Origin of the sequence: Pontibacter litorisediminis (assembly GCF_029360645.1) — a bacterium.
GTDB classification, from domain to species: Bacteria; Bacteroidota; Bacteroidia; order Cytophagales; family Hymenobacteraceae; genus Pontibacter; species Pontibacter litorisediminis.
In genome coordinates, this window is sequence record NZ_JARDUA010000003.1 from 169,562 (window position 1) to 192,261 (window position 22,700).

Annotated in this window: 19 protein-coding genes and 4 tRNA genes; 20 read left to right on the top strand and 3 right to left on the bottom strand. The window is 49.9% G+C overall.

From position 1 onward, the window contains the following. Positions 1-4: 4 nt before the first annotated feature. Together gmk and nadD are read left to right on the top strand one after the other, a co-directional pair. Complete coding sequence (gene gmk, locus PXG97_RS10605) at positions 5-589, top strand: guanylate kinase (RefSeq protein ID WP_276497738.1); 585 nt, start codon at positions 5-7, stop codon at positions 587-589. Continuing rightward, complete coding sequence (gene nadD, locus PXG97_RS10610; protein WP_276497739.1) at positions 586-1,158, top strand: nicotinate (nicotinamide) nucleotide adenylyltransferase; 573 nt, start codon at positions 586-588, stop codon at positions 1,156-1,158. Before gmk ends, nadD begins: the two co-directional genes overlap by 4 nt. Positions 1,159-1,286: 128 nt before the next feature. Here nadD and frr read toward each other — a convergent pair whose 3' ends face one another. The 3 genes from frr to PXG97_RS10625 all read right to left on the bottom strand — a co-directional run bounded on the left by frr (position 1,287) and on the right by PXG97_RS10625 (position 3,257). Beyond that, a complete protein-coding gene (frr, locus tag PXG97_RS10615; protein ID WP_276497740.1) occupies positions 1,287-1,850 on the bottom strand; it encodes a ribosome recycling factor in 564 nt (187 codons plus the stop codon). Between the two features lie 55 nt (positions 1,851-1,905). Then, complete coding sequence (pyrH, locus tag PXG97_RS10620; protein ID WP_276497741.1) at positions 1,906-2,676, bottom strand: UMP kinase; 771 nt, start codon at positions 2,674-2,676, stop codon at positions 1,906-1,908. Positions 2,677-2,756: 80 nt separating this feature from the next. Beyond that, positions 2,757-3,257: an acyl-CoA carboxylase biotin carboxyl carrier protein subunit gene (locus PXG97_RS10625; protein WP_276497742.1), complete on the bottom strand. Its 501-nt coding sequence runs from the start codon at positions 3,255-3,257 to the stop codon at positions 2,757-2,759. A gap of 85 nt (positions 3,258-3,342) precedes the next feature. On the opposite strand from PXG97_RS10625, the gene PXG97_RS10630 reads away from it, so the two are divergent. The 18 genes from PXG97_RS10630 (at position 3,343) to fusA (ending at position 22,698) form a co-directional block, all read left to right on the top strand. After that, the gene (locus PXG97_RS10630) at positions 3,343-5,886 is read left to right on the top strand and encodes a M1 family metallopeptidase (RefSeq protein ID WP_276497743.1); all 2,544 of its coding nucleotides are present in this window, start codon (positions 3,343-3,345) and stop codon (positions 5,884-5,886) included. A gap of 150 nt (positions 5,887-6,036) precedes the next feature. Continuing rightward, positions 6,037-6,122 (top strand) — tRNA-Tyr (locus PXG97_RS10635). 82 nt (positions 6,123-6,204) lie between these two features. Continuing rightward, positions 6,205-6,277: transfer RNA gene (locus PXG97_RS10640), tRNA-Gly, on the top strand. 109 nt (positions 6,278-6,386) lie between these two features. Beyond that, a tRNA-Thr gene (locus PXG97_RS10645) sits at positions 6,387-6,458 on the top strand. Positions 6,459-6,530: 72 nt separating this feature from the next. Continuing rightward, on the top strand, positions 6,531-7,718 hold the full coding sequence (gene tuf / locus PXG97_RS10650; RefSeq protein ID WP_276497744.1) for an elongation factor Tu: 1,188 nt from the start codon (positions 6,531-6,533) through the stop codon (positions 7,716-7,718). A gap of 108 nt (positions 7,719-7,826) precedes the next feature. Beyond that, a tRNA-Trp gene (locus PXG97_RS10655) sits at positions 7,827-7,899 on the top strand. Between the two features lie 31 nt (positions 7,900-7,930). Beyond that, a complete protein-coding gene (secE, locus tag PXG97_RS10660; protein WP_266203993.1) occupies positions 7,931-8,122 on the top strand; it encodes a preprotein translocase subunit SecE in 192 nt (63 codons plus the stop codon). A gap of 11 nt (positions 8,123-8,133) precedes the next feature. Further along, positions 8,134-8,694 (top strand): transcription termination/antitermination protein NusG, encoded by a 561-nt coding sequence (gene nusG / locus PXG97_RS10665; protein ID WP_276497745.1) that lies wholly within the window; start codon positions 8,134-8,136, stop codon positions 8,692-8,694. Positions 8,695-8,707: 13 nt separating this feature from the next. Then, a complete protein-coding gene (gene rplK, locus PXG97_RS10670; protein ID WP_276497746.1) occupies positions 8,708-9,151 on the top strand; it encodes a 50S ribosomal protein L11 in 444 nt (147 codons plus the stop codon). A 14-nt stretch (positions 9,152-9,165) separates the two neighbouring features. Continuing rightward, positions 9,166-9,858: a 50S ribosomal protein L1 gene (gene rplA / locus PXG97_RS10675; protein ID WP_276497747.1), complete on the top strand. Its 693-nt coding sequence runs from the start codon at positions 9,166-9,168 to the stop codon at positions 9,856-9,858. Positions 9,859-9,862: 4 nt separating this feature from the next. Beyond that, the gene (gene rplJ / locus PXG97_RS10680) at positions 9,863-10,387 is read left to right on the top strand and encodes a 50S ribosomal protein L10 (RefSeq protein WP_276497748.1); all 525 of its coding nucleotides are present in this window, start codon (positions 9,863-9,865) and stop codon (positions 10,385-10,387) included. 42 nt (positions 10,388-10,429) lie between these two features. Further along, the gene (gene rplL, locus PXG97_RS10685; protein ID WP_046310164.1) at positions 10,430-10,810 is read left to right on the top strand and encodes a 50S ribosomal protein L7/L12; all 381 of its coding nucleotides are present in this window, start codon (positions 10,430-10,432) and stop codon (positions 10,808-10,810) included. Positions 10,811-10,970: 160 nt separating this feature from the next. Further along, positions 10,971-14,843 carry a DNA-directed RNA polymerase subunit beta gene (rpoB, locus tag PXG97_RS10690; protein ID WP_276497749.1) on the top strand — a complete coding sequence of 1,291 codons (3,873 nt, stop codon included), beginning with the start codon at positions 10,971-10,973 and terminating at the stop codon, positions 14,841-14,843. A 102-nt stretch (positions 14,844-14,945) separates the two neighbouring features. Then, positions 14,946-19,262, top strand: coding sequence for a DNA-directed RNA polymerase subunit beta' (gene rpoC / locus PXG97_RS10695; RefSeq protein ID WP_276497750.1), 4,317 nt, complete (start codon positions 14,946-14,948; stop codon positions 19,260-19,262). A gap of 6 nt (positions 19,263-19,268) precedes the next feature. Next, positions 19,269-19,586 carry a DUF3467 domain-containing protein gene (locus PXG97_RS10700; protein WP_276497751.1) on the top strand — a complete coding sequence of 106 codons (318 nt, stop codon included), beginning with the start codon at positions 19,269-19,271 and terminating at the stop codon, positions 19,584-19,586. Between the two features lie 103 nt (positions 19,587-19,689). Then, positions 19,690-20,103, top strand: a complete 414-nt coding sequence (gene rpsL / locus PXG97_RS10705) for a 30S ribosomal protein S12 (protein ID WP_025609048.1) — start codon at positions 19,690-19,692, stop codon at positions 20,101-20,103. A gap of 18 nt (positions 20,104-20,121) precedes the next feature. Beyond that, positions 20,122-20,589: a 30S ribosomal protein S7 gene (rpsG, locus tag PXG97_RS10710; protein WP_046310169.1), complete on the top strand. Its 468-nt coding sequence runs from the start codon at positions 20,122-20,124 to the stop codon at positions 20,587-20,589. Between the two features lie 3 nt (positions 20,590-20,592). Then, positions 20,593-22,698 (top strand): elongation factor G, encoded by a 2,106-nt coding sequence (gene fusA / locus PXG97_RS10715; protein ID WP_276497752.1) that lies wholly within the window; start codon positions 20,593-20,595, stop codon positions 22,696-22,698. Positions 22,699-22,700 lie beyond the last annotated feature (2 nt).

The window sequence follows — 22,700 nt, forward strand, 5'->3', positions numbered from 1 at the left end:
CCTAATGCAAGGCAAGATTATTATCTTCTCGGCTCCCTCCGGAGCCGGTAAAACCACTATTGTAAAGCACCTGCTCAGCATCAACCCTAATCTGAGCTTCTCCATTTCGGCCTGCACCCGCGACAAGCGCGGCCGCACCGAGGAAAACGGCAAAGACTACTACTTCATCACCCCGGAAGATTTTAAGAAAAAGATCGCCAACGACGAGTTCGTGGAGTGGGAGGAAGTATACGAGGGCGCTTTTTACGGAACGCTGAAGTCTGAGATAGAGCGCATCTGGAAAAGCGGCAAGCATGTGATACTGGACGTAGACGTAAAAGGAGGATTAAGCATAAAGCATTTTTACAAAGAAAGAGCGCTGGCTGTTTTCGTAAAGCCACCAAGCATAGACGAGCTGGCCAAGCGCCTGACGGCCCGCAACACCGACTCGGCCTCCAGCATCAGTAGCCGCGTGTTCAAGGCCAAGTTCGAGCTCGGGTTCGAGGACCAGTTCGACGAGGTGATCGTGAACGACGACCTGGAGCGTGCCTGCACTGAAGCCGAGAAACTGGTAAATGATTTCCTAAAGTCAGAACCTGCGATTGTATGAAGGTAGGGCTGCTGTTCGGCTCCTTTAACCCCATCCACATCGGGCACCTGATACTTGCCAACTTCATGGCCACCAACACCGATCTGGACACGGTCTGGCTGGTGGTGTCGCCGCAGAACCCGTTTAAGCCCAGCAATACGCTGCTGCACGAGTTCGACCGGCTACACATGGTAGGCCTGGCAATAGCAGACAACCCGAACCTGGGAGTGTCGAACATCGAGTTCAGCATGCCCAAGCCGAGCTATACGATTGACACGCTGACGTACCTGCAGGAGAAGTACCCTAGCTACGAGTTTGTGCTGATCATGGGGGAGGATAACCTGCCGCTGTTCCCGAAGTGGAAGAACTACGAGAGCATCCTGGCCTACCACAAAGTATACGTGTACCCGCGCTCCGGCTCTGTGACCACCGAGCTTCCGGACATGCCCGGCATCACGTTCGTGAAAGCGCCTATCCTGGACATCTCCGCCACCTTTATTCGGCAGTGCATCCGAGAGGAGAAAAGCATCAAGTACCTGGTGCCCGATGAGGTAGCCGAGTACATCAGTGTGCACAAGCTGTATCAGTAGTACCTGGCAAAAGATCCAAAACCTTATACTTGTTACAAAAAGAAGCCCCGCAACATACATTGCGGGGCTTCTTTTATACTTTGGAGAAAGTGGTTTGTCCTTCGTCCTTCAGTCTTTTTCTAACAGCGTTAGATCGTCATGATCTCTGCCTCTTTCTTAGAGAGCAGCTCATCTATCTTTACGATGTACGAATCGGTCAGCTTCTGCACCTTGCCTTCCGCGTCACGCACGGCGTCTTCGGCGGTGCCTTCTTTCTGCAGCTTCTTCAGCGTGTCGTTCACATCTTTGCGGATGTTGCGGATAGCTACCTTGCCAGACTCCGTTTCGTTTTTTACCTGCTTTACCAGGTCGCGGCGGCGCTCCTCGGTCAGGGCCGGGATGTTCAGGCGCACCGCGTCAGCCTCCTGCTGCGGGTTCAGGCCTAGGTCACTGTTCTTGATGGCTTTGTTGATCTCGCCCAGCATGTTCTTCTCCCAAGGCTTGATAAGCAATGTGCGCGCATCCGGTGCCGCAATGTTGGCTACCTGAGAGATAGGGGTTGGCGTGCCGTAGTAGTCCACGCGCAGGTGCTCGACCATGGCAGGAGAGGCCTTGCCCGCTCTGATTTTGGTTAGCTGTGCGCCGGTGTGCTGCACCGCCTTCTGCATAGACTCTTCTGCCTCGCTTAGGTAAAACTGAATTTCTTCCGTCATATCGGTTTACTTATTGAGTTCTTAAATACTTTGGGCAAAAATAGTAAATAAAATTTTATCCGTTCTTTGTGCCCGACTGCATCTGGTCCACCGTCTTCTTCAGCGTGTCGCCCAGGTCGTCCATGCTTACCAGAGTGCCTACTTCCTCGCCCTGTACCAGGCGCTTCAGGTTGCCGGCCGTGTTCATGTCAAACACGATGATTGGCAGGCCGTTCTCCTTGCAAAGCGTAAAGGCAGTCATGTCCATTACGTTCAGGCCCTTCTCAAACACATCCTTGAACGAAATGTTTCTGTAGAACACGGCATCCGGGTCTTTCTCCGGGTCAGCAGAGTAAATACCGTCTACGCGGGTGCCTTTCAGTACTACGTCGGCCTCAATCTCGATGGCTCTCAGCGATGCTGCTGAGTCGGTGGTAAAGTACGGGTTGCCGGTGCCGGCACCAAAGATAACCACGCGGCCTTTCTCCAGGTGGCGAACGGCGCGGCGGCGGATGTATGGCTCGCATACCTGCTGAATGTTGATGCCCGACAGCAGACGGGTATAGACTCCCAGCTTCTCCAGGGCGCTCTGCAGCGCCATGCTGTTGATAACAGTGGCCAGCATGCCCATGTAGTCGCCCTGCACGCGGTCCAGGCCCACCTGCTCGGCCTGCACGCCTCTGAAAATATTGCCTCCGCCAATCACCACGGCCACCTCTACACCAAGGCTGGCTACTTCTTTTATCTCTTGGGCATACTGCAGCAGTCGGTTAGAGTCAATGCCATACTGCTGTTCGCCCATCAGTGCCTCGCCACTCAGCTTCAGCAAAATTCGTTTATACTTCACGGTAAACTATCTGTATAGGTTATGGATTCTTTTTACACAACAAAGCGGCCACCGTGGCAGCCGCTTTCGCAAATCTAAAGTTATTGAAACAGGATCAGCACCTGGTTCTTCTCCACGTTCTGCCTTACCTGCACCTTCACCTCCTTCACCACGCCGTCTCCCGGCGACTTGAGGATGTTCTCCATCTTCATGGCCTCCAGGATCATGATCGGGTCTCCTTTCTTTACCTCCTGGCCTGGCTGCACCTTCACATCAAGTATAAGCCCTGGCATGGGAGCTTTTACGTCGTTCACCTTCTGCGCGTTGGCGTTGCTCATGCCCAGCTTATCCAGCAGCAAATCGAAGCGGTCTTTTACGCTAACGGTTTGGATGGCCCCGTTGATCTTGAACGTGAAGCTCTTCTCCTGATAGTTTGCCGAGACTACCTCGGCGGTAAAGGAGCGTGCGCCTTTGATGATGTGGAACGTGTTGGGTCCGATAGGGGAGATGTCCCAGTCGAAAGGGGAATTATTGAGAAGTATGGTATCTTTTTGGATATCAACCTGCCATGTTTTGCCGTTACCGGTTTTTACCTGGAGCATCTTCTTTTCGTGTGGTTTCGACCTTAAAGTTAGTGTTTTCTCAGAGTATTTTAGAACTTCACCTCAAAATTAAAACTTTCAGCGCATGAATCATAGGTTTCTGAGTATAGTAGGCCTTGCCGCTGCCATGGCATTTGCCGGTGGGTGCAAAACCAATAAATCTGTTCTCGATGCAAAACCCACACTGCCATCAGCGGCAAAAACTGAAACGCCGGTGGGCCAAGAGCCGGTGTGGGCGCCTAAGAAGTATACATTCAACCCGTCGCGCACCCGCGAGCACGATTTGCTGCACACCACCCTCCGCATCAGCTTCGATTGGGAGAAGCAGTACCTGCACGGCTTGGCAGAGCTTACCCTGAAGCCATACTTCTATCCGCAGCGCCAACTGGTGCTCGACGCCAAAGGCATGGACATCCACAGCGTGCACCTGATGAAGGGGTATGACGGTACTCCGCTGGAATTCGACAATGACGGACAGAAGCTGACCATCGACCTGGGCCGGGAGTATACCCGCAACGAAGAATACACCCTAGAGATAGACTACACGGCCAAGCCGAACGAACTGGCCTCCGGCGGCTCCGATGCCATTACCGACGATAAGGGGTTATACTTTATCAACCCACTAGGAACCGAGCCAAACAAGCCGCAGCAGATCTGGACCCAAGGCGAAACAGAGGCCAGCTCCGCCTGGTTCCCGACCATCGACGCCCCCAACGAGCGCATGACGCAGGAGATATACATCACGGTGGACCCGAAGTTCACCACCCTCTCCAACGGCACCTTTATGTACTCGCGGCAAAACGCCGACGGTACCAAAACCGATTACTGGAAGCAGGAAAAGCCCCACGCCCCATACCTGGCCATGCTGGCCATTGGCGAGTACGCCGTGGTGGAGGACAAGTGGCGCGACGTGGAGGTGAACTACTACGTGGAGCCGGAATATGAGAAAACGGCCAAGAAAATCTTTGGCAACACGCCCGAGATGATGGAGTTCTTCTCGCAGAAGCTGGGCGTGGATTACCCGTGGGCCAAGTACGCGCAGGTAGTGGTGCGCGACTTTGTGTCGGGGGCGATGGAAAACACGTCGGCCTCTACCTTTATGGAAGACCTGCAGCTGAACGAGCGTGAGCTGCTGGACAAGAGCTGGGACGGCATCATCGCCCATGAGCTGTTCCACCAGTGGTTCGGCGACCTGGTTACCACCGAATCATGGGCCAACCTGCCGCTGAACGAAGCTTTCGCCAATTACTCCGAGTACCTGTGGGCCGAGCACAAGTATGGCGCCGACGAGGCCGCCTACCTGAATATGGAGGAACTGGAGCAGTACCTGGATGAGGCGGAGACAAAGCGGGAACCACTCATCCGCTACTACTATAACGACCGCGAGGACATGTTCGACAGCCACTCCTACGCTAAGGGCGGCCGCGTGCTGCACATGCTGCGCAAACTTGTTGGCGACGATGCCTGGTGGGCTTCCCTTAACTTATACTTAACCCGCAACAAGTACAGCGATGTGGAGGTGGCGGAGCTGCGGATGGCCTTTGAGGACGTGACCGGCAAGGACCTGATGTGGTTCTTTGACCAGTGGTTTATGAAGCCAGGCCACCCGGAGCTGCTGGTGACGCAGCGCTACAACAAAGGACAGTTGCAACTGAATGTGCAGCAACTGCAGGATACCGCTTATGTGCCGGTTTACCGCCTGCCATTGCAGGTAGCCGTTTGGGCGGACGGCAAAAAGCAAGTATACCCTATCGTGGTAGACAAGGCCAGGCAGACATTCACGTTTGATGTGGCCACACAGCCACAGTTGGTGCTGTTCGATGCCGAGCAGCAGTTGCTGGGGGTAGTGGAGCATGAGAAGACAGAGGAAGAGCTGCTGTACCAGTTCCGCAACGCGGGCCATCTGGCGCCAAAGCTGGAAGCGCTATATGAGCTGCAGGAGCAGGCTGCCCGCCCGCAGGTGCAAAGCATGTACAAAGAAGCGCTGCAGGATGAGTACTGGGCGGTGCGGAGCACAGCCTTAGGCATTGTGAGTCGCCTGAAAGAAGGGCAGGCGTCGGCACTGGAACCGATTGTAAGGCAAATGGCGACGAAAGATAAAAAAGGAGCTGTGCGTGCCGAGGCCATACTTGCGTTGGCAGGCTGGGGCGGAGACAAGTATAAAAGCCTGTTCAGCCAAGCCATGAACGATAGCTCCTACCAGGTTTCGGCGGCTGCCGTGCTAGCGTATGCCGGTACTGGCGCCAGTGACGCAAAGCAGAGGCTGGCGCAGTTTGAGCAGGAGGACAACGAGGAGATCGTGCTGGCGCTGGCCACCTTCTATGCCGTGCAGGCAGGGCCGGAAAAGTATGACTGGTTTATGCAAAAGATAAAATCAGCTAACAGTGGTGAGCTATACTACCTGCTGCAAAGCTTCGGCGCCTACCTGGCCAGCAACAGCCAGACCAACACCCCAGAGGTGATCGCCATGTTGGGAGATATTGCGCGGAACCACCGGCTGTACTACGTGCGCGCCGCTGCCTATCAGACACTTATGGTCATGTCTGAAAAACCGGAGGTGGAAGAGCTGATGCAGCAGATAAAGGCAAACGAGAAGGACGAGCGGCTGCTTCAGATGTATGGCATGTAGGCCTTCAGAAATTTTTTCACATTTTTTTGCGACAATATTTGACTTGAAACAAAAAGGGCTTAATTTTGCATCTCCTTAGAACAAAGAACACGGCGCAAGCGGTGGAAGTCTAAGGAAAAGTTCTGCTGATTTGATGTAGAAAATAGTCTTGGGGAGATTCCAGAGCGGCCAAATGGGACGGACTGTAACTCCGTTGTCTTACGACTTCGCAGGTTCGAATCCTGCTCTCCCCACCAGTTAGTGAGTGAATAGCTGAATGTCTAAATGAGTGGATGCTGATTTATTCGTTCTTTTATTTCCTCGGTTAATATTATTGAAGCGGGAGTAGCTCAGTTGGTAGAGCGATAGCCTTCCAAGCTATAGGCCGCGAGTTCGACCCTCGTCTCCCGCTCTTTTAATGTCAGAAAATACTTGCTATTATGACTGGAGAAGGAAATTCATGCAGATGAGCTTCCTTTTTAGTGTAAATAGGGATTTGGTTTTTCTGACGGATTTAAGAAGCCGACGTAGCTCAGGGGTAGAGTACTTCCTTGGTAAGGAAGGGGTCGTGGGTTCAATTCCCATCGTTGGCTCACAGTCCGTTACGTGTAATTAAAAAGCGCGACAGAAACTTAAACGTTTTAACCTTAATTTAATATCATACAATGGCTAAAGAAACATTTGACCGTTCCAAACCGCACGTAAATATCGGTACTATCGGTCACGTTGACCACGGCAAAACTACTTTGACTGCTGCTATCACTACTGTGCTGGCTAACAAAGGTCTTGCTCAGCTGCGTGACTTCTCTTCAATTGACAACGCTCCTGAAGAAAAAGAAAGAGGTATTACTATCAATACATCTCACGTAGAGTATGCTACTGAGAACCGTCACTATGCACACGTTGACTGCCCAGGTCACGCTGACTATGTGAAGAACATGGTTACTGGTGCTGCCCAGATGGACGGTGCTATCCTGGTGGTTGCTGCTACAGATGGTCCAATGCCACAGACTCGTGAGCACATCCTGCTTGCCCGTCAGGTAGGTGTACCTCAGCTGGTAGTTTTCATGAACAAAGTGGACATGGTGGATGACCCAGAGCTTCTTGAGCTGGTTGAAATGGAGATCCGTGAACTGCTTTCTTTCTACGATTTCGACGGTGACAATATTCCAGTGATCCAAGGTTCTGCTCTTGGTGGCCTGAACGGTGATCCGAAGTGGGTTGCTACTATCGAGGAGCTGATGAACGCTGTTGATACTTGGATTCCACTTCCAGAGCGTCTGGTTGACCTTCCATTCCTGATGCCAGTTGAGGACGTGTTCTCTATCACTGGTCGTGGTACAGTTGCAACTGGCCGTATCGAGCGTGGTGTAATCAACTCTGGCGAGGCTGTAGAAATCCTTGGTATGGGTGCTGAGAACCTGAAGTCAGTAGTTACTGGTGTGGAGATGTTCCGTAAGATCCTTGACAGAGGTGAAGCTGGTGACAACGTAGGTCTGCTGCTGCGTGGCATTGAGAAAACCGATATCCGTCGTGGTATGGTTATCTGTAAGCCAGGTTCAGTTAAGCCTCACACGAAGTTCAAAGCAGAGGTTTACGTTCTTTCTAAAGAAGAAGGTGGCCGTCACACGCCGTTCTTCAACAAGTACCGTCCACAGTTCTACTTCAGAACCACAGACGTTACTGGTGAGATCATGCTTCCAGAAGGCGTAGAAATGGTTATGCCAGGTGATAACATCACTATCGAGGTAAACCTGATCAACGCGGTAGCAATGGAGAAAGGCCTGCGTTTCGCTATCCGTGAGGGTGGTAGAACAGTAGGTGCCGGTCAGGTAACTGAAATCCTTGACTAATACTATGTTTTCAAACCCGATCTTGAAAGATTTTTTGGGATCGGGTTTGTTTTCATAAAACTTATAGATAAATTTGCACTCCAATTCATAATTGGCGTGCATTTTTTTACGGGTGTAGCTCAATTGGTAGAGTAGTGGTCTCCAAAACCATTGGCTGGGAGTTCGAGTCTCTCCACCCGTGCAACATTTTTCACCATCTGGTAAGCGAAGCGATGAGCAATATTAGAACCTACATTAACGACACTGTCGAGGAGATGAAGAACAAGGTCTCTTGGCCTTCATACGGAGAGTTGCAGAACAGTTCTGTGCTGGTGTTGATTGGTTCATTGATTTTTGCTTTGGTTGTTGGTGCTATGGACTTCGGGTTCGATACGGTGCTGACTTGGTTTTACAACCAGTTTTAAATTAGGAATACATGGCTGATTTAAAGTGGTATGTAGTTCGCGCGGTAAGTGGCCAGGAGAAAAAGGCAAAAGCCTACCTGGAGAATGAAATAATGCGTCACGGCCTTACAGAATACGTTCCGCAGGTGCTTATCCCTGCTGAGAAAGTATACGAGATGCGTGGTGGCAAGAAAAGGATCCGGGAGCGTAGCTTCTTTCCGGGTTATGTACTGGTTCATGCTGACCTTTCTCACGGTGAGGCAGAACACATTATCATCAGTACACCAGGAGTGATTGGCTTTTTAGGGACCGATGAGAAAGGTTCGCCAAGCAAAAAGCCAGTGCCTTTGCGCCAGTCTGAGGTAAACAGAATACTGGGTACAGTGGACGAGGCCGAGGAGCAGGCAGAGGTGCTCGATACACCATTCGTGGTAGGCGAAATCGTGAAAGTAATGGACGGTCCATTCAGCGGTTTCTCTGGCACAGTAGAGGAGGTGTTTGAAGAGCGCAAAAAGCTGAACGTAATGGTGAAGATCTTCGGAAGAAACACCCCGGTTGAGCTGAACTACATGCAAGTAGAAAAAGAATCGTAGTAAATAAATATTAATGGCAAAGGAAATAAAAGGTTATCTGAAACTTCAGATAAAGGGAGGTGCCGCGAATCCATCGCCACCGGTTGGACCTGCACTTGGTTCAAAAGGTCTTAACATCATGGAGTTCTGCAAGCAGTTCAATGCTAGAACCCAGGAGAAGGCTGGCCAGGTGTTACCAGTTTTGATTACTATCTACGCAGACAAGTCTTTTGACTTCGTTGTTAAGACTCCACCTGCTCCAGTGTTGCTGATGGACGCTGCCAAGATTAAGGGCGGTTCCAAAGAGCCTAACCGTAACAAGGTTGGTTCGGTAACATGGGATCAAGTAAGAGAGATCGCCGAGACGAAGATGCCTGACCTGAATGCTTTCAAACTGGAGTCAGCCATGAAAATGGTAGCAGGTACAGCAAGAAGCATGGGCATTACAGTATCTGGCACAGCTCCGTGGAACGAATAACAAGTTGAAGGAAAATGGCGAAAATTTCAAAAAATAGAAAAGCGGCTTTAGCCAAAGCCGATCTTACGAAAGAGTATTCTCTAACAGATGCCGCTTCGGTTGTAAAGGACATTACCTTCACAAAGTTCGATGCCTCTGTAGATATTGATGTACGTTTGGGCGTAGATCCCCGCAAAGCCGATCAAATGGTGCGCGGTATCGTTACGCTGCCTCACGGAACTGGTAAAGAAGTAAAGGTACTTGCTTTGGTTACTCCTGACAAAGAGCAGGAAGCTAAGGATGCTGGTGCTGACTACGTAGGTCTTGATGACTATATCCAGAAGATCGAGAAAGGCTGGACAGATGTGGACGTGATCATCACGATGCCAGCTGTTATGGCGAAAGTAGGTCGTTTGGGTAGAATCTTGGGTCCTCGTAACCTGATGCCAAACCCTAAGTCGGGTACAGTGACACAGGATGTAGCTAAAGCCGTGAAAGAGGTGAAAGCCGGTAAGATTGACTTCAAAGTCGACAAGTTCGGTATCATCCACACGAGTGTTGGTAAAGTTTCCTTCTCTGCAGAGCAGCTTGCTGCCAACGCAAACGAGGTAATCCAGACCCTGAACCGTCTGAAGCCTTCCTCAGCTAAAGGTACTTACATCAAGAGCATCACATTGTCTAGCACAATGAGCCCGGCCGTAATCGTTGACAAGAACGCAACTATCTAAGAAAATGACCAGGGAAGAAAAAGAGATAATTGTAAAAGACCTGAGCGAGAAGTTAGCTAACACAAACTACTTCTATATTACTGATGCTTCCACTATGTCTGTAGCCAGCATCAACGCGTTCAGAAGAATGGCATTCGATCGTGGTATCGAATACAAAGTGTATAAGAACACACTTATCAAGAAAGCGCTAGATACTTTAGAAGCCGATACTTCTGCGCTTGAGGATGTTTTAAAGGGCGCTTCCGGTATCCTGTTCTCGAAAGAGTCAGGCAATGCACCTGCGAAACTGATCCAAGACTTCAGAAAGAAAGGCAGTACGCTCCCTCTGCTTAAGGGTGCTTTCATCGACAGTGGTCTTTTCATTGGCGAAGAGCAGCTTAAGACGCTTGCAGAAATCAAGTCTAAGGATGAGCTTATTGGCGAAATCATCGGTCTTCTTCAGTCACCTGCTAAGAATGTGGTTTCTGCCCTTCAGAGCAGTGGCGGTAAGCTGGCGGGTATCTTGAAAACATTATCAGAAAAAGAATAATTTAAAAACGTAATCAATAAGTAACTTTTAATTTCTATAAAAATGGCAGATTTGAAAGCATTCGCTGAGCAGTTAGTAAACTTGACTGTTAAAGAAGTTAACGAACTAGCTACAATCCTTAAGGATGAGTATGGCATTGAGCCTGCTGCTGCTGCTCCAGTGATGGTTGCTGGTGGTGGTGCTGCTGAAGGAGGAGCTGCTGCAGAAGAAAAAACTTCTTTTGACGTAATCCTTAAATCAGCTGGTGCTCAGAAACTAGCAGTTGTTAAGCTTGTAAAAGAGCTTACTGGCCTTGGTCTGAAAGAAGCTAAAGAAGTAGTAGACAGCGCTCCTAAAGCTCTGAAAGAAGGTGTTGCTAAGGACGAGGCTGAGTCACTGAAGAAATCTTTAGAAGAAGCTGGTGCTGAAGTGGAGGTAAAATAATCCCGCTTTATCAACATACTGAGAACAGGTAGACCTGGCAAATTCGTCAGGTCTTTTCCTGTTTGTATACAGATTCAAGATAATTGGATCTTTTTTTTGCCCACAGCTGTTTTGGACTCTGTGTGCTCGTAACCGATTATAAACGTAAAATTCCAAGGCTTTGGCTAAGAATAAAACGACAGATAGAATCAATTTTGCCTCTATAAAGTCGGTGATTGATTACCCTGACTTTTTGGATGTTCAGGTGCAGTCATTCCAGGACTTCTTTCAGCTGGAGACTCCTGCTGAAAATAGAGCGCAAGAGGGGCTGTTCAAGGTATTTGCCGAGAACTTTCCCATCTCAGATTCACGCGAAAACTTCGTACTGGAGTTCATCGACTATCATATAGATCCTCCAAAATACTCTGTTGATGAGTGTATTGACAGGGGCCTTACCTATTCTGTTCCGCTTAAAGCAAAACTTCGCCTGATCTGTAATGATGAGGACAACGAGGACTTTGAAACGATTGAGCAGGAGGTGTTCTTAGGCAACATCCCATACATGACTGAGAAAGGCTCCTTTGTGATCAATGGGGCTGAACGTGTTATTGTATCGCAGTTGCACCGCTCTCCGGGTGTGTTCTTTGCACAGAGCAAGCATACCAACGGAACCAAGCTTTATTCTGCCAGAATCATTCCTTTCAAAGGTTCTTGGGTTGAGTTTGCGACAGACGTGAACAACGTGATGTATGCCTACATCGACCGTAAGAAGAAGTTCCCGGTAACAACCCTGCTCCGTGCGATTGGTTACGGTACAGATAAAGACATCCTGGACCTGTTCGGCCTTTCTGAGGAAGTGCCTGCAGACAAGAACACCCTGAAAAACTCAATCGGCCGCAGGCTGGCTGCCCGTGTTCTGAGAACATGGACAGAGGACTTTGTGGACGAGGATACAGGGGAGGTAGTTTCCATAGACCGTAACGAGGTGCTATTAGAGCGTGACTCTGAAATCACCCCAGAAGATATAGATGTTATACTTGACTCAGGTGTGCAGTCTATCATCCTGCACCGAGAGAATGTAAACATCGCTGATTACGCCATTATATATAACACGCTTCAGAAGGATAACTCCAACTCTGAGAAGGAGGCGGTAGAGCAGATCTATCGTCAGCTTCGTAACACGGAGGCGCCGGACGAAGAGACTGCGCGTGACATCATCCAGAAGCTGTTCTTCTCAGACAAGCGCTATGACCTGGGTGAAGTTGGCCGCTACAGAATTAACAAGAAGCTTGGCCTGGATACAAACTGGGATGCGAAAGTGCTGACGAACGAGGACATCGTCCTGATCGTGAAGTACCTGATCGGTTTGATCAACTCCAAGGCTGTAGTGGATGATATTGACCACCTGAGCAACCGCCGTGTAAGAACGGTAGGTGAGCAGCTGTATGCACAGTTCGGCGTAGGTCTGGCTCGTATGGCCCGTACCATCAAGGAGCGTATGAACGTGCGTGACAACGAAGACTTCAAGCCGGTTGACCTGATCAACGCGCGCACGCTGTCTTCAGTGATCAACTCGTTCTTCGGAACAAACCAGCTTTCCCAGTTCATGGACCAGACCAACCCGCTGGCGGAAGTGACGCACAAGCGTCGTGTTTCTGCCCTGGGACCAGGTGGTCTGTCTAGAGAGCGTGCCGGTTTCGAGGTACGTGACGTGCACTATACACACTATGGCCGTCTGTGTACCATCGAGACACCGGAAGGGCCGAACATCGGTCTGATTTCTTCCCTGTGCGTGCACGCCCGCGTGAACCACATGGGCTTTATCGAAACGCCTTATAGAAAGGTTGTGGAAGGTAAAGTAGTGGTAGACGGTTCTGTAGAGTACCTGACAGCCGAGGAAGAAGATACCCACCACATCGCTCAGGCTAACGCCCCGATTGATGATAACGGTAACTTCCTGAATGATCGTGTAAAAGGCCGTTTCGAAGGTGACTTCCCGGTTGAAGAGCCAACGACCTATACATACATGGACATTGCGCCGAACCAGATCGTATCTGTGGCGGCCTCGTTGATTCCGTTCCTGGAGCATGACGATGCTAACCGCGCCCTGATGGGGTCGAACATGCAACGTCAGGCGGTGCCACTTCTGAAGCCTGAGGCTCCGATTGTAGGTACAGGCCTGGAAGGAAGAGCTGCTATTGACTCCAGAGCACTGGTTATCGCAGAGGGAGACGGTGTGATCGACTTTGTAGATGCGAATAAGATCGTTGTGAAATATGATCTATCGGATGAGGAGAAGCTGGTTTCCTTTGACGCCGAGTACGTGACCTACAAGCTGGTGAAGTTCAGAAGAACAAACCAGGATACTTGTATCAACCTGACACCGCTTGTTAAGAAGGGCGAGCGTGTAACCAAAGGCCAGCCACTGTGCGAAGGCTATGCTACTAACAACGGAGAGTTGGCTATTGGCAGAAACATGCAGGTGGCCTTCATGCCTTGGCAGGGATATAACTTTGAGGATGCGATCGTAATATCTGAGCGTGTAGTACGTGACGATATCTTTACTTCCATTCACATTGAGGAGTTTGAGCTGGAGGTGCGTGAGACGAAGCGTGGTGAGGAGGAACTGACATCAGAGATTCCGAACGTAAGCGAAGAGGCTGTACGCAACCTGGACGAGAACGGCATTATCCGTATTGGTGCTGAGGTTCGCGAAGGCGATATCCTGATAGGCAAGATTACGCCAAAGGGAGAAACCGACCCAACACCGGAGGAGAAGCTGCTTCGCGCCATCTTCGGTGACAAGGCCGGCGATGTGAAGGATGCTTCGCTTAAGGCGCCGCCCTCATTGAACGGTGTGGTTATTGAGACCAAGCTGTTCTCGCGTCCGAAGAAAGACAAGAACCTGCGGGCCAAGTCGAAGAAAGAAGTTGAAGAGCTGAAGGTAAAGTATGCCAAGGAGCTGACTGTCATCAAAAATGTGATGGTAGACAAGCTGGTAGACCTGCTGGAAGGCAAAACATCTCAGGGCATCCGCCACAAGTTCGGTGATGAGATCCTGACGAAGGGCGTTAAGTTCTCACGCAGAAACATCACAGAGGCCCTGTTTCCTGAGAAGAACCCTTACAAGGACGAGAGCAACTATGCGGTTCCGGAAGAGGTGAACATGTTCAAAGACCTGATCCTGGAGAACTGGACTGCGGACGAGAAAGTAAACAGCATGCTGGTAGAGCTTGTGAAGAACTATAACAAGCGCCGTAACATCGTTTCTGCCCACTTCAAGCGCGAGCGCTTTACGTTGGAAGTAGGAGACGAGTTGCCAGCAGGTATCGTGCAGTTGGCCAAAGTGTACATCGCGAAGAAGCGCAAGCTGAAAGTAGGTGATAAGATGGCCGGTCGCCACGGTAACAAGGGTATTGTAGCGCGTATCGTACGCGATGAGGATATGCCATTCCTGGAGGATGGAACTCCTATGGACATCGTGCTGAACCCGCTTGGTGTACCTTCCCGAATGAACATCGGACAGATTTACGAGACTGTACTTGGATGGGCAGGTCTGAAGTTAGGACGCAAGTATGCGACACCAATTTTTGACGGTGCGACAGAAGAGCAGGTTTCTGCTGAGTTGGCCGAGGCGGGACTGCCTAAGTTTGGTAGAACCTACCTGTACGACGGTTTGTCTGGCGACAGATTTGACCAGCCAGTAACAGTAGGTGTGATCTACATGCTGAAGCTGGGCCACTTGGTTGACGATAAGATGCACGCACGTTCTATCGGTCCATACTCTCTTATCACACAGCAGCCATTGGGTGGTAAAGCCCAGTTCGGTGGCCAGCGTTTCGGTGAGATGGAGGTGTGGGCACTGGAGGCCTTCGGTGCTTCCAACGTGCTGCAAGAGATTCTTACAGTGAAGTCGGATGATGTGATAGGCCGTGCGAAAGCTTATGAGTCTATTGTGAAAGGCGACGTACTGCCAAAGCCAAATATACCGGAGTCATTCAACGTACTGATTCACGAGCTAAGAGGCTTGGCTCTGGAGATAACACTGGAGTAGAAAGTATAAAGCGAAGCGCTGCGGCAAGAGCCAAAGCGCTTCGCATACTTATACTGGTTAAGCTGTAAGGCATATTCATTGTATCGACATTATTCTAATAATATGGCATTTGCGAAAAACAAAAAGCTAACTCAGGACTTCTCAAAAGTTACGATCAGCTTGGCTTCCCCGGAGTCAATCCTGGAGCGTTCCAACGGAGAGGTAGTAAAGCCTGAGACCATAAACTATAGAACCTATAAGCCTGAGATGGGTGGTCTGTTCTGCGAAAGAATATTCGGACCCGTGAAGGACTGGGAATGCCACTGCGGAAAGTATAAAAGAATCAGATACAAAGGCATCATCTGCGACCGTTGCGGCGTGGAGGTGACGGAGAAGAAAGTGCGCCGCGAGCGTATGGGCCACATCGAACTGGTGGTTCCGGTTGCGCACATCTGGTACTTCAAATCTCTTCCAAACAAAATAGGTTATCTGTTAGGCCTGCCAACCAAAAAGCTTGACCAGATCATCTACTATGAAAGATATGTAGTTATCCAACCAGGTATCCTTGCAGAAGACGGCGTGAACACGCTGGACTTCCTGACAGAGGATGAGTACCTGGACATGGTGGATAAACTGCCGCGCGAGAACCAGATTCTGGACAACAACGACCCGAACAAGTTCATCGCGAAAATGGGTGCTGAGGCACTGCAAATGCTACTGGAGCGCATCAACCTGGACGACCTTTCTTATGAGCTGCGCCATGCAGCCGCGCACGAAACGTCGCAGCAGCGTAAAGCGGAAGCGTTGAAGCGCCTACGTGTAGTAGAGGCGTTCCGTGATGCAACCACAAGAATCGAGAACAGACCAGAGTGGATGATCATCCGCATGGTACCTGTTATTCCGCCAGAGCTTCGTCCGCTGGTGCCGTTGGATGGTGGCCGTTTCGCTACCTCTGACTTGAATGACCTGTACAGACGCGTTATCATCCGTAACAACCGTCTGAAGCGTCTGATCGAGATCAAAGCCCCTGAGGTAATCCTCCGTAACGAGAAGCGTATGCTGCAGGAAGCGGTAGACTCGCTGTTCGACAACTCACGTAAAGTGAACGCTGTCCGTGCAGAAGGTAACCGTGCGCTGAAGTCTCTTTCTGACATGCTGAAAGGCAAGCAGGGACGTTTCCGTCAGAACTTGCTTGGTAAGCGTGTGGACTACTCCGGCCGTTCGGTAATCGTGGTTGGTCCTGAACTGAAGCTGCACGAGTGCGGTCTGCCTAAGAACATGGCAGCTGAGCTCTTCAAGCCATTCATCATCCGCAAGCTGATCGAAAGAGGAATTGTTAAGACTGTAAAGTCTGCAAAGAAAATAGTAGACCGTAAGGACCCTGTCGTTTGGGATATCCTGGAGAACGTGCTGAAAGGCCACCCAGTGCTCCTAAACCGTGCCCCTACACTACACAGATTAGGTATTCAGGCATTTCAGCCAAAACTGATCGAAGGAAAGGCGATCCAGCTGCACCCACTGGTGTGTACGGCATTCAACGCCGACTTTGACGGTGACCAGATGGCGGTGCACGTTCCACTTGGACCGGCGGCTGTACTGGAGGCTTCGATGCTGATGCTTGCTTCGCACAACATCCTAAACCCTGCGAACGGTGCTCCAATTGCAGTACCTTCTCAGGACATGGTACTTGGTTTATACTATGTATCAAAAGGAAAGCGTAGCACCGAAAATGAGAAAATCGCTGGAGAAGACATGAGCTTCTACTCTGCGGAGGAAGTGATCATTGCTATCAACGAAGGCAGAATTTCGAAGCATGCTTACATCAAGGTAAGAACAAAGGTTAAGAACGAGAAAGGCGAACTGGAGACAAAGTTGATCGAAACTGTTGCCGGCCGCGTGATCTTTAACCAGTTCGTGCCTGAGGAAGTAGGTTATCTGGATGAGCTGTTGACGAAGAAAAAGCTGCAGCAGGTGATCTCCCGCGTGTTCAAAGAAACAGGTATGGCGCGCACAGCGCAGTTCCTGGACGATATCAAAACACTAGGATTCCAGTCTGCCTACAAAGGCGGTCTGTCCATGGGTCTGGGTGATATTCAGATTCCGGCGGAGAAGGAAGTGCTGGTAGAGCAGGCCAAGAAGGATGTAGATGCCGTGTGGCAGAACTACTCTATGGGTCTGATCACCGACAACGAGCGCTACAACCAGGTAATCGATATCTGGACGCGTATCAACAACCAAATTACGGAAACGTTGATGCGCCGCCTGGAGAACGAGAACCAGGGCTTCAACTCGATCTTCATGATGATGCACTCCGGTGCCCGTGGTTCGAGAGAGCAGATCCGTCAGCTGGGTGGTATGCGAGGTCTGATGGCCAAGCCACAGAAATCCCTTCAGGGATCCGTAGGTGAGATTATCGAAAACCCAATCCTCTCCAACTTTAAGGAAGGTCTGGATGTAATCGAGTACTTCATCTCCACACACGGTGCCCGTAAAGGTCTTGCCGATACAGCCCTTAAAACGGCCGACGCTGGTTACCTGACCCGTCGTCTGGTGGATGTGTCTCAGGACGTAATCGTGAACGAGGAAGACTGCGGAACGCTGCGTGGTCTGGAGGTAAGCGCACTGAAAGACAACGAGGATATTGTAGAGTCTCTGTCTGAGCGTATCCTAGGCCGTGTGGCAGTACACGATGTATATGACCCGATCACCAATGAACTGATTGTTGAGTCAGGCTCTGAGATCACGGAAGATATCGCGCGAGATATTGAGAACACAGCTATTGAGTCTGTAGAGATTCGCTCCGTGTTGACTTGCGAGTCGAAGCGCGGTATCTGTGCCAAGTGCTATGGCCGTAACCTGGCCACTGGTTTCATGGTGCAGAAAGGCGAGGCTGTTGGTGTAATCGCCGCACAGTCCATCGGTGAGCCGGGAACGCAGCTGACACTTCGTACTTTCCACGTGGGTGGTACGGCATCGAACATTGCCGTAGACGCTACGATCATGGCTAAGTTCGGCGGTAAGATCGAGTTCGAGGACGTAAGATCCCTGGACACGGTGAACAATGAGGGCGAGCCAGTGAAGGTGGTAATGGGACGTTCCGGTGAAGTAAAAGTAGTGGATCCTAACACAGGAAAACTGCTGATCAGCAACCACGTGCCATACGGTTCCTTCCTGCATGTCAACGAAGGACAGGTGGTAGAGAAAGGCGCTGTACTGTGTAATTGGGATCCGTACAATGCGGTTATACTTTCTGAGTTCGACGGTGAGGTTTCTTACGAGTCGATCATCGAAGGCGTGACGTACCGAGAGGAGTCTGACGAGCAGACAGGTTACCGTGAGAAAGTGATTATCGATACAAAAGATAAGACACAGAACCCGGCAATCGTTGTGACGCCGAAGAGCGGCGAGTCGAAAGGGTACAACATCCCGGTAGGTGCCCACCTTACTGTAGAAAATGGCGAGAAGATCAAAGCAGGACAAATCCTGGTGAAGATCCCGCGTGCTATCGGTAAGACAAGAGACATTACAGGTGGTCTGCCACGCGTTACAGAACTGTTCGAGGCGCGTAACCCATCTAACCCGGCAGTAGTGTCTGAGATAGACGGTGTAGTGACCTATGGTAGCGTGAAGCGTGGTAACCGAGAGATCTTCATTGAGTCGAAAGACGGAGTGAAGAAGAAATACATGGTGCCGCTTTCGAAGCATATCCTGGTGCAGGACAATGACTTCATCCGAGCGGGTATGCCGCTGTCTGACGGCGCTATCACGCCAACAGACATTCTGAACATCCAGGGCCCGGGTGCCGTGCAAGAGTACCTGGTTAATGAGATTCAGGAGGTTTACCGTCTGCAGGGTGTGAAGATCAACGACAAGCACATTGAGGTGGTAGTACGGCAAATGATGCAGAAAGTAGTTGTGGTAGATCCAGGAGACACAAGCTTCCTGGAGCACCAGACGGTGGACAAGGTTACCTTCATGGAGGAGAACGACCATATCATCGACATGAAAGTGGTTGAGGATGCGGGAGACTCTACGAACCTGAAGCCTGGTCAGATTGTAACACCGCGCAGGTTGCGTGATGAGAACTCTAGCCTAAAGCGCCGAGACCTGAGACTGGTGACCGTGCGTGATGCACAACCATCTGTTTCACGTCCAACGCTGCAAGGAATCACTCAGGCCTCGCTTGGAACGCAAAGCTTTATATCTGCGGCGTCGTTCCAGGAGACTACAAAAGTACTGAGCGAAGCTGCCATCAAAGGCAAGGCAGACGAACTGCTTGGCCTGAAGGAGAACGTAATCGTAGGTCACCTGATTCCTGCAGGTACTGGTCTGAGAGAATACCAGAACCTGATAGTGGGAAGTAAGGATGAGTATGAGGCGCTTGTGGAGTCGAAAAAGACAACGACCAAAACAAAGCAGCAGGAGTTACAAAGTAAATAAAGAGCCATGGCAGAAAATCTGCAGAAACAAAATCAGATCAACATCGAGCTATCGGAAGAGGTAGCCGAGGGAGAGTATGCGAACCTTGCCATGATTGCTCATTCGAGCGGTGAGTTCGTGATCGATTTTATAAGGTTGATGCCAGGGTTGCCAAAAGCTAAAGTCAAATCAAGAATAGTTATCACACCAGAGCATGCCAAAAGACTTTTGGCTGCTCTGGCAGATAACGTCAAGAAATTTGAGGCTAGCTTCGGGGAAATAAAGCAGTCTCAGGACAGTCCTTCGTTCCCGATGAACTTCGGGGGCACAGTGGGAGAGGCCTAAGACGCAGAGAATTAATGGATTAAAATTTTGAATTTGCAAAGTGATTTTTATACCTTTGCAGACCAAATTTTAAAGTGGAAAATCTATAATTAACTACTAGTAAATGCCTACTATACAGCAATTAGTAAGAAAAGGTAGAGAAAAGTTGACTTTCAAGTCAAAGTCTCCTGCCTTAGATTCATGCCCACAGCGCCGTGGAGTATGTACAAGAGTATATACAACTACGCCAAAGAAGCCTAACTCTGCCATGCGTAAAGTAGCCAGAGTAAGACTTACAAACGGCAAAGAAGTAAACGCCTACATCCCAGGTGAAGGACACAACCTTCAGGAGCACTCAATTGTGCTGATCAGAGGTGGTAGAGTGAAAGACCTTCCAGGTGTGCGTTACCACATCGTACGTGGAGCGCTGGACACAGCCGGTGTGAACGGCCGTCTGCAGTCACGTTCTAAGTATGGTGCCAAGCGACCTAAGCCAGGACAGCCGGCAGCTGCTGCAGGAAAAGGTAAAAAGAAATAATCCTAGAGTTTTAATACAATGAGAAAAGCAAAGCCTAAAAGTAGAATTCTCCTTCCTGACCCAAAATACAAAGAGACCCTGGTAACACGTTTCGTTAACTACCTGATGGAAGACGGAAAGAAAAGTGTTGCTTATGGTATCTTTTATGATGCTGTAGAACTAGTAGAGCAAAGAACAAAAGAAAACGGTCTTGAAACTTGGAAGAAGGCATTGAACAACATCATGCCATCTGTAGAAGTAAAAAGCCGCAGGGTAGGGGGTGCTACTTTCCAAGTGCCGACTGAGGTTCGTCCGGACCGCAGAGTATCTCTTGGTATCAAGTGGATGATATCATATGCTCGCAAGAGAGGTGAGAAGACAATGAAAGACAGATTAGCAGGTGAGATCATCGCAGCTGCTAAAGGTGAAGGTGCTGCCGTTAAGAAGAAAGACGACACGCACAGAATGGCAGAAGCGAACAAAGCATTCTCTCACTTTAGATTCTAAATTATGAATACTCGCGACTTAAAATACACAAGAAACATTGGTATTGCCGCTCACATCGATGCTGGTAAAACAACCACCACCGAACGTATTCTCTACTATACTGGTGTAAGCCACAAGATTGGAGAGGTACACGATGGCGCAGCTACCATGGACTGGATGGAGCAGGAGCAGGAGCGTGGTATCACGATCACTTCCGCTGCAACAACAGTAAGCTGGCCATACAGAGGCAATACCTACCACATCAACGTAATCGATACTCCAGGTCACGTGGACTTTACCGTAGAGGTAAACCGCTCCCTGCGCGTACTTGATGGACTGGTATTCCTGTTCTCTGCCGTTGACGGCGTGGAGCCGCAGTCGGAGACAAACTGGCGCCTGGCAGACAACTATAAAGTAGCGCGTATCGGTTTCGTAAACAAAATGGACCGCTCTGGCGCTGATTTCCTTGCCGTATGTAAGCAGGTGAAAGAAATGCTGGGAAGCAATGCCGTAGCGCTTCAGCTGCCAATTGGCTCTGAGGACAACTTCAGAGGCGTGGTTGACCTGGTGAACAACCGTGGTATCATCTGGAACGAAGAAGACAAAGGAATGACCTTCACGGAAGTTCCTATTCCGGATGATATGGTTGAAGAGGCAGAGGAGTACAGAGAAAAACTTCTGGAAGCTGTGGCAGAGTATGATGAGACTTTGATGGAGAAATACTTCGAAGATCCAAACTCAATCACAGAAGACGAAATCCTGGCCGCCCTTCGTGCTGCAACCATCGATCTTGCAATTGTTCCTATGCTTTGCGGTTCTTCATTCAAGAACAAAGGCGTACAGACAATGCTGGACTATGTAATGGCTTTGATCCCTTCTCCGCTGGACAGAGATAACATCAAAGGTACCAACCCAGATACAGGCGCCGAGGTTACACGTAAGCCTAGCTATGACGATCCTTTCGCAGGTCTAGCATTCAAAATTGCTACAGACCCATATGTAGGACGTCTTTGCTTTGTACGCGCTTACTCAGGTGTACTGGAGTCTGGATCTTATGTGTTCAACACACGTTCAGGCAACAAAGAGCGTATCTCCCGTATTTTCCAGATGCACGCCAACAAGCAGAACCAGATCGAGAGACTGGGTGCAGGTGACATCGGTGCGGTAGTAGGCTTTAAAGATATCAAGACCGGTGATACACTTTGCGACCAGAGCGCCAAAATCGTTCTTGAGTCAATGGAATTCCCAGAGCCGGTAATTGGCTATGCCATTGAGCCAAAGTCTCAGGCTGACTCTGATAAGATGGGTATGGCTATCGCCAAACTTATCGAAGAGGACCCAACCCTGCAGGTGAACACCGATGAGGAGACTGGCCAGACTATCCTTCGCGGTATGGGTGAGCTCCATCTGGAGATCATCATCGACCGAATGAAGCGTGAGTTCAAGGTAGAGCTGAATCAGGGTGCGCCACAGGTAGCTTACAAAGAAACTATCACGAAGAGTGTTGAGCACCGTGAGGTATTCAAGAAGCAGTCTGGTGGTCGTGGTAAGTTTGCCGACATCGTGTTCGAAATGGGACCACGTGAGGACGGAAAGCAAGGCCTTGAGTTTGTTAACGGTATTGTTGGTGGTGTGATTCCAAAAGAATTCATCCCAGCCGTTCAGAAAGGTTTCGAAGAAGCGATGAAGAACGGTATCCTGGCAGGCTTCCCTATAGACTCCATGAAGGTGCGCCTGTTCCATGGTTCTTACCATGATGTGGACTCTGATTCACTTTCATTTGAGCTTGCTGCTCGTCAGGGCTTTAAAGAAGCCGGCAAGCAGTGTGCGCCTAAGCTTCTGGAGCCGATAATGGCTGTTGACGTTGTTACGCCAGATGAATACACTGGTCCGGTAACAGGTGACTTGAACAGAAGAAGAGGTATCATGAAAGGAATGGATACTAAAGGTACCGCTACAGTTGTTAAGGCTGACGTTCCACTTTCAGAACTGTTTGGTTATGTGACTGACCTCCGTACCATTACTTCTGGTAGAGCTACTGCTTCGCTTACTTTCTCACACTATGAGCAAGTACCGCAAAACTTAGCAGACGCTATCATTGCCAAAATAAAGGGAACAGCAGCAAAATAGTA

Bases quoted from the DNA above. Each gene is read 5' to 3' on its own strand.
- PXG97_RS10700 (WP_276497751.1), top strand. From the start codon at position 19,269: ATGGCAGAAAATCTGCAGAAACAAAATCAGATCAACATCGAGCTATCG.
- PXG97_RS10625 (WP_276497742.1), bottom strand. From the start codon at position 3,257: ATGCTCCAGGTAAAAACCGGTAACGGCAAAACATGGCAGGTTGATATC.
- rpoC (WP_276497750.1), top strand. From the start codon at position 14,946: ATGGCATTTGCGAAAAACAAAAAGCTAACTCAGGACTTCTCAAAAGTT.
- rpsG (WP_046310169.1), top strand. From the start codon at position 20,122: ATGAGAAAAGCAAAGCCTAAAAGTAGAATTCTCCTTCCTGACCCAAAA.
- rplJ (WP_276497748.1), top strand. From the start codon at position 9,863: ATGACCAGGGAAGAAAAAGAGATAATTGTAAAAGACCTGAGCGAGAAG.
- rplK (WP_276497746.1), top strand. From the start codon at position 8,708: ATGGCAAAGGAAATAAAAGGTTATCTGAAACTTCAGATAAAGGGAGGT.
- rplA (WP_276497747.1), top strand. From the start codon at position 9,166: ATGGCGAAAATTTCAAAAAATAGAAAAGCGGCTTTAGCCAAAGCCGAT.
- gmk (WP_276497738.1), top strand. From the start codon at position 5: ATGCAAGGCAAGATTATTATCTTCTCGGCTCCCTCCGGAGCCGGTAAA.
- tuf (WP_276497744.1), top strand. From the start codon at position 6,531: ATGGCTAAAGAAACATTTGACCGTTCCAAACCGCACGTAAATATCGGT.
- nusG (WP_276497745.1), top strand. From the start codon at position 8,134: ATGGCTGATTTAAAGTGGTATGTAGTTCGCGCGGTAAGTGGCCAGGAG.
- frr (WP_276497740.1), bottom strand. From the start codon at position 1,850: ATGACGGAAGAAATTCAGTTTTACCTAAGCGAGGCAGAAGAGTCTATG.
- secE (WP_266203993.1), top strand. From the start codon at position 7,931: ATGAGCAATATTAGAACCTACATTAACGACACTGTCGAGGAGATGAAG.
- rplL (WP_046310164.1), top strand. From the start codon at position 10,430: ATGGCAGATTTGAAAGCATTCGCTGAGCAGTTAGTAAACTTGACTGTT.
- nadD (WP_276497739.1), top strand. From the start codon at position 586: ATGAAGGTAGGGCTGCTGTTCGGCTCCTTTAACCCCATCCACATCGGG.
- PXG97_RS10630 (WP_276497743.1), top strand. From the start codon at position 3,343: ATGAATCATAGGTTTCTGAGTATAGTAGGCCTTGCCGCTGCCATGGCA.
- rpsL (WP_025609048.1), top strand. From the start codon at position 19,690: ATGCCTACTATACAGCAATTAGTAAGAAAAGGTAGAGAAAAGTTGACT.
- fusA (WP_276497752.1), top strand. From the start codon at position 20,593: ATGAATACTCGCGACTTAAAATACACAAGAAACATTGGTATTGCCGCT.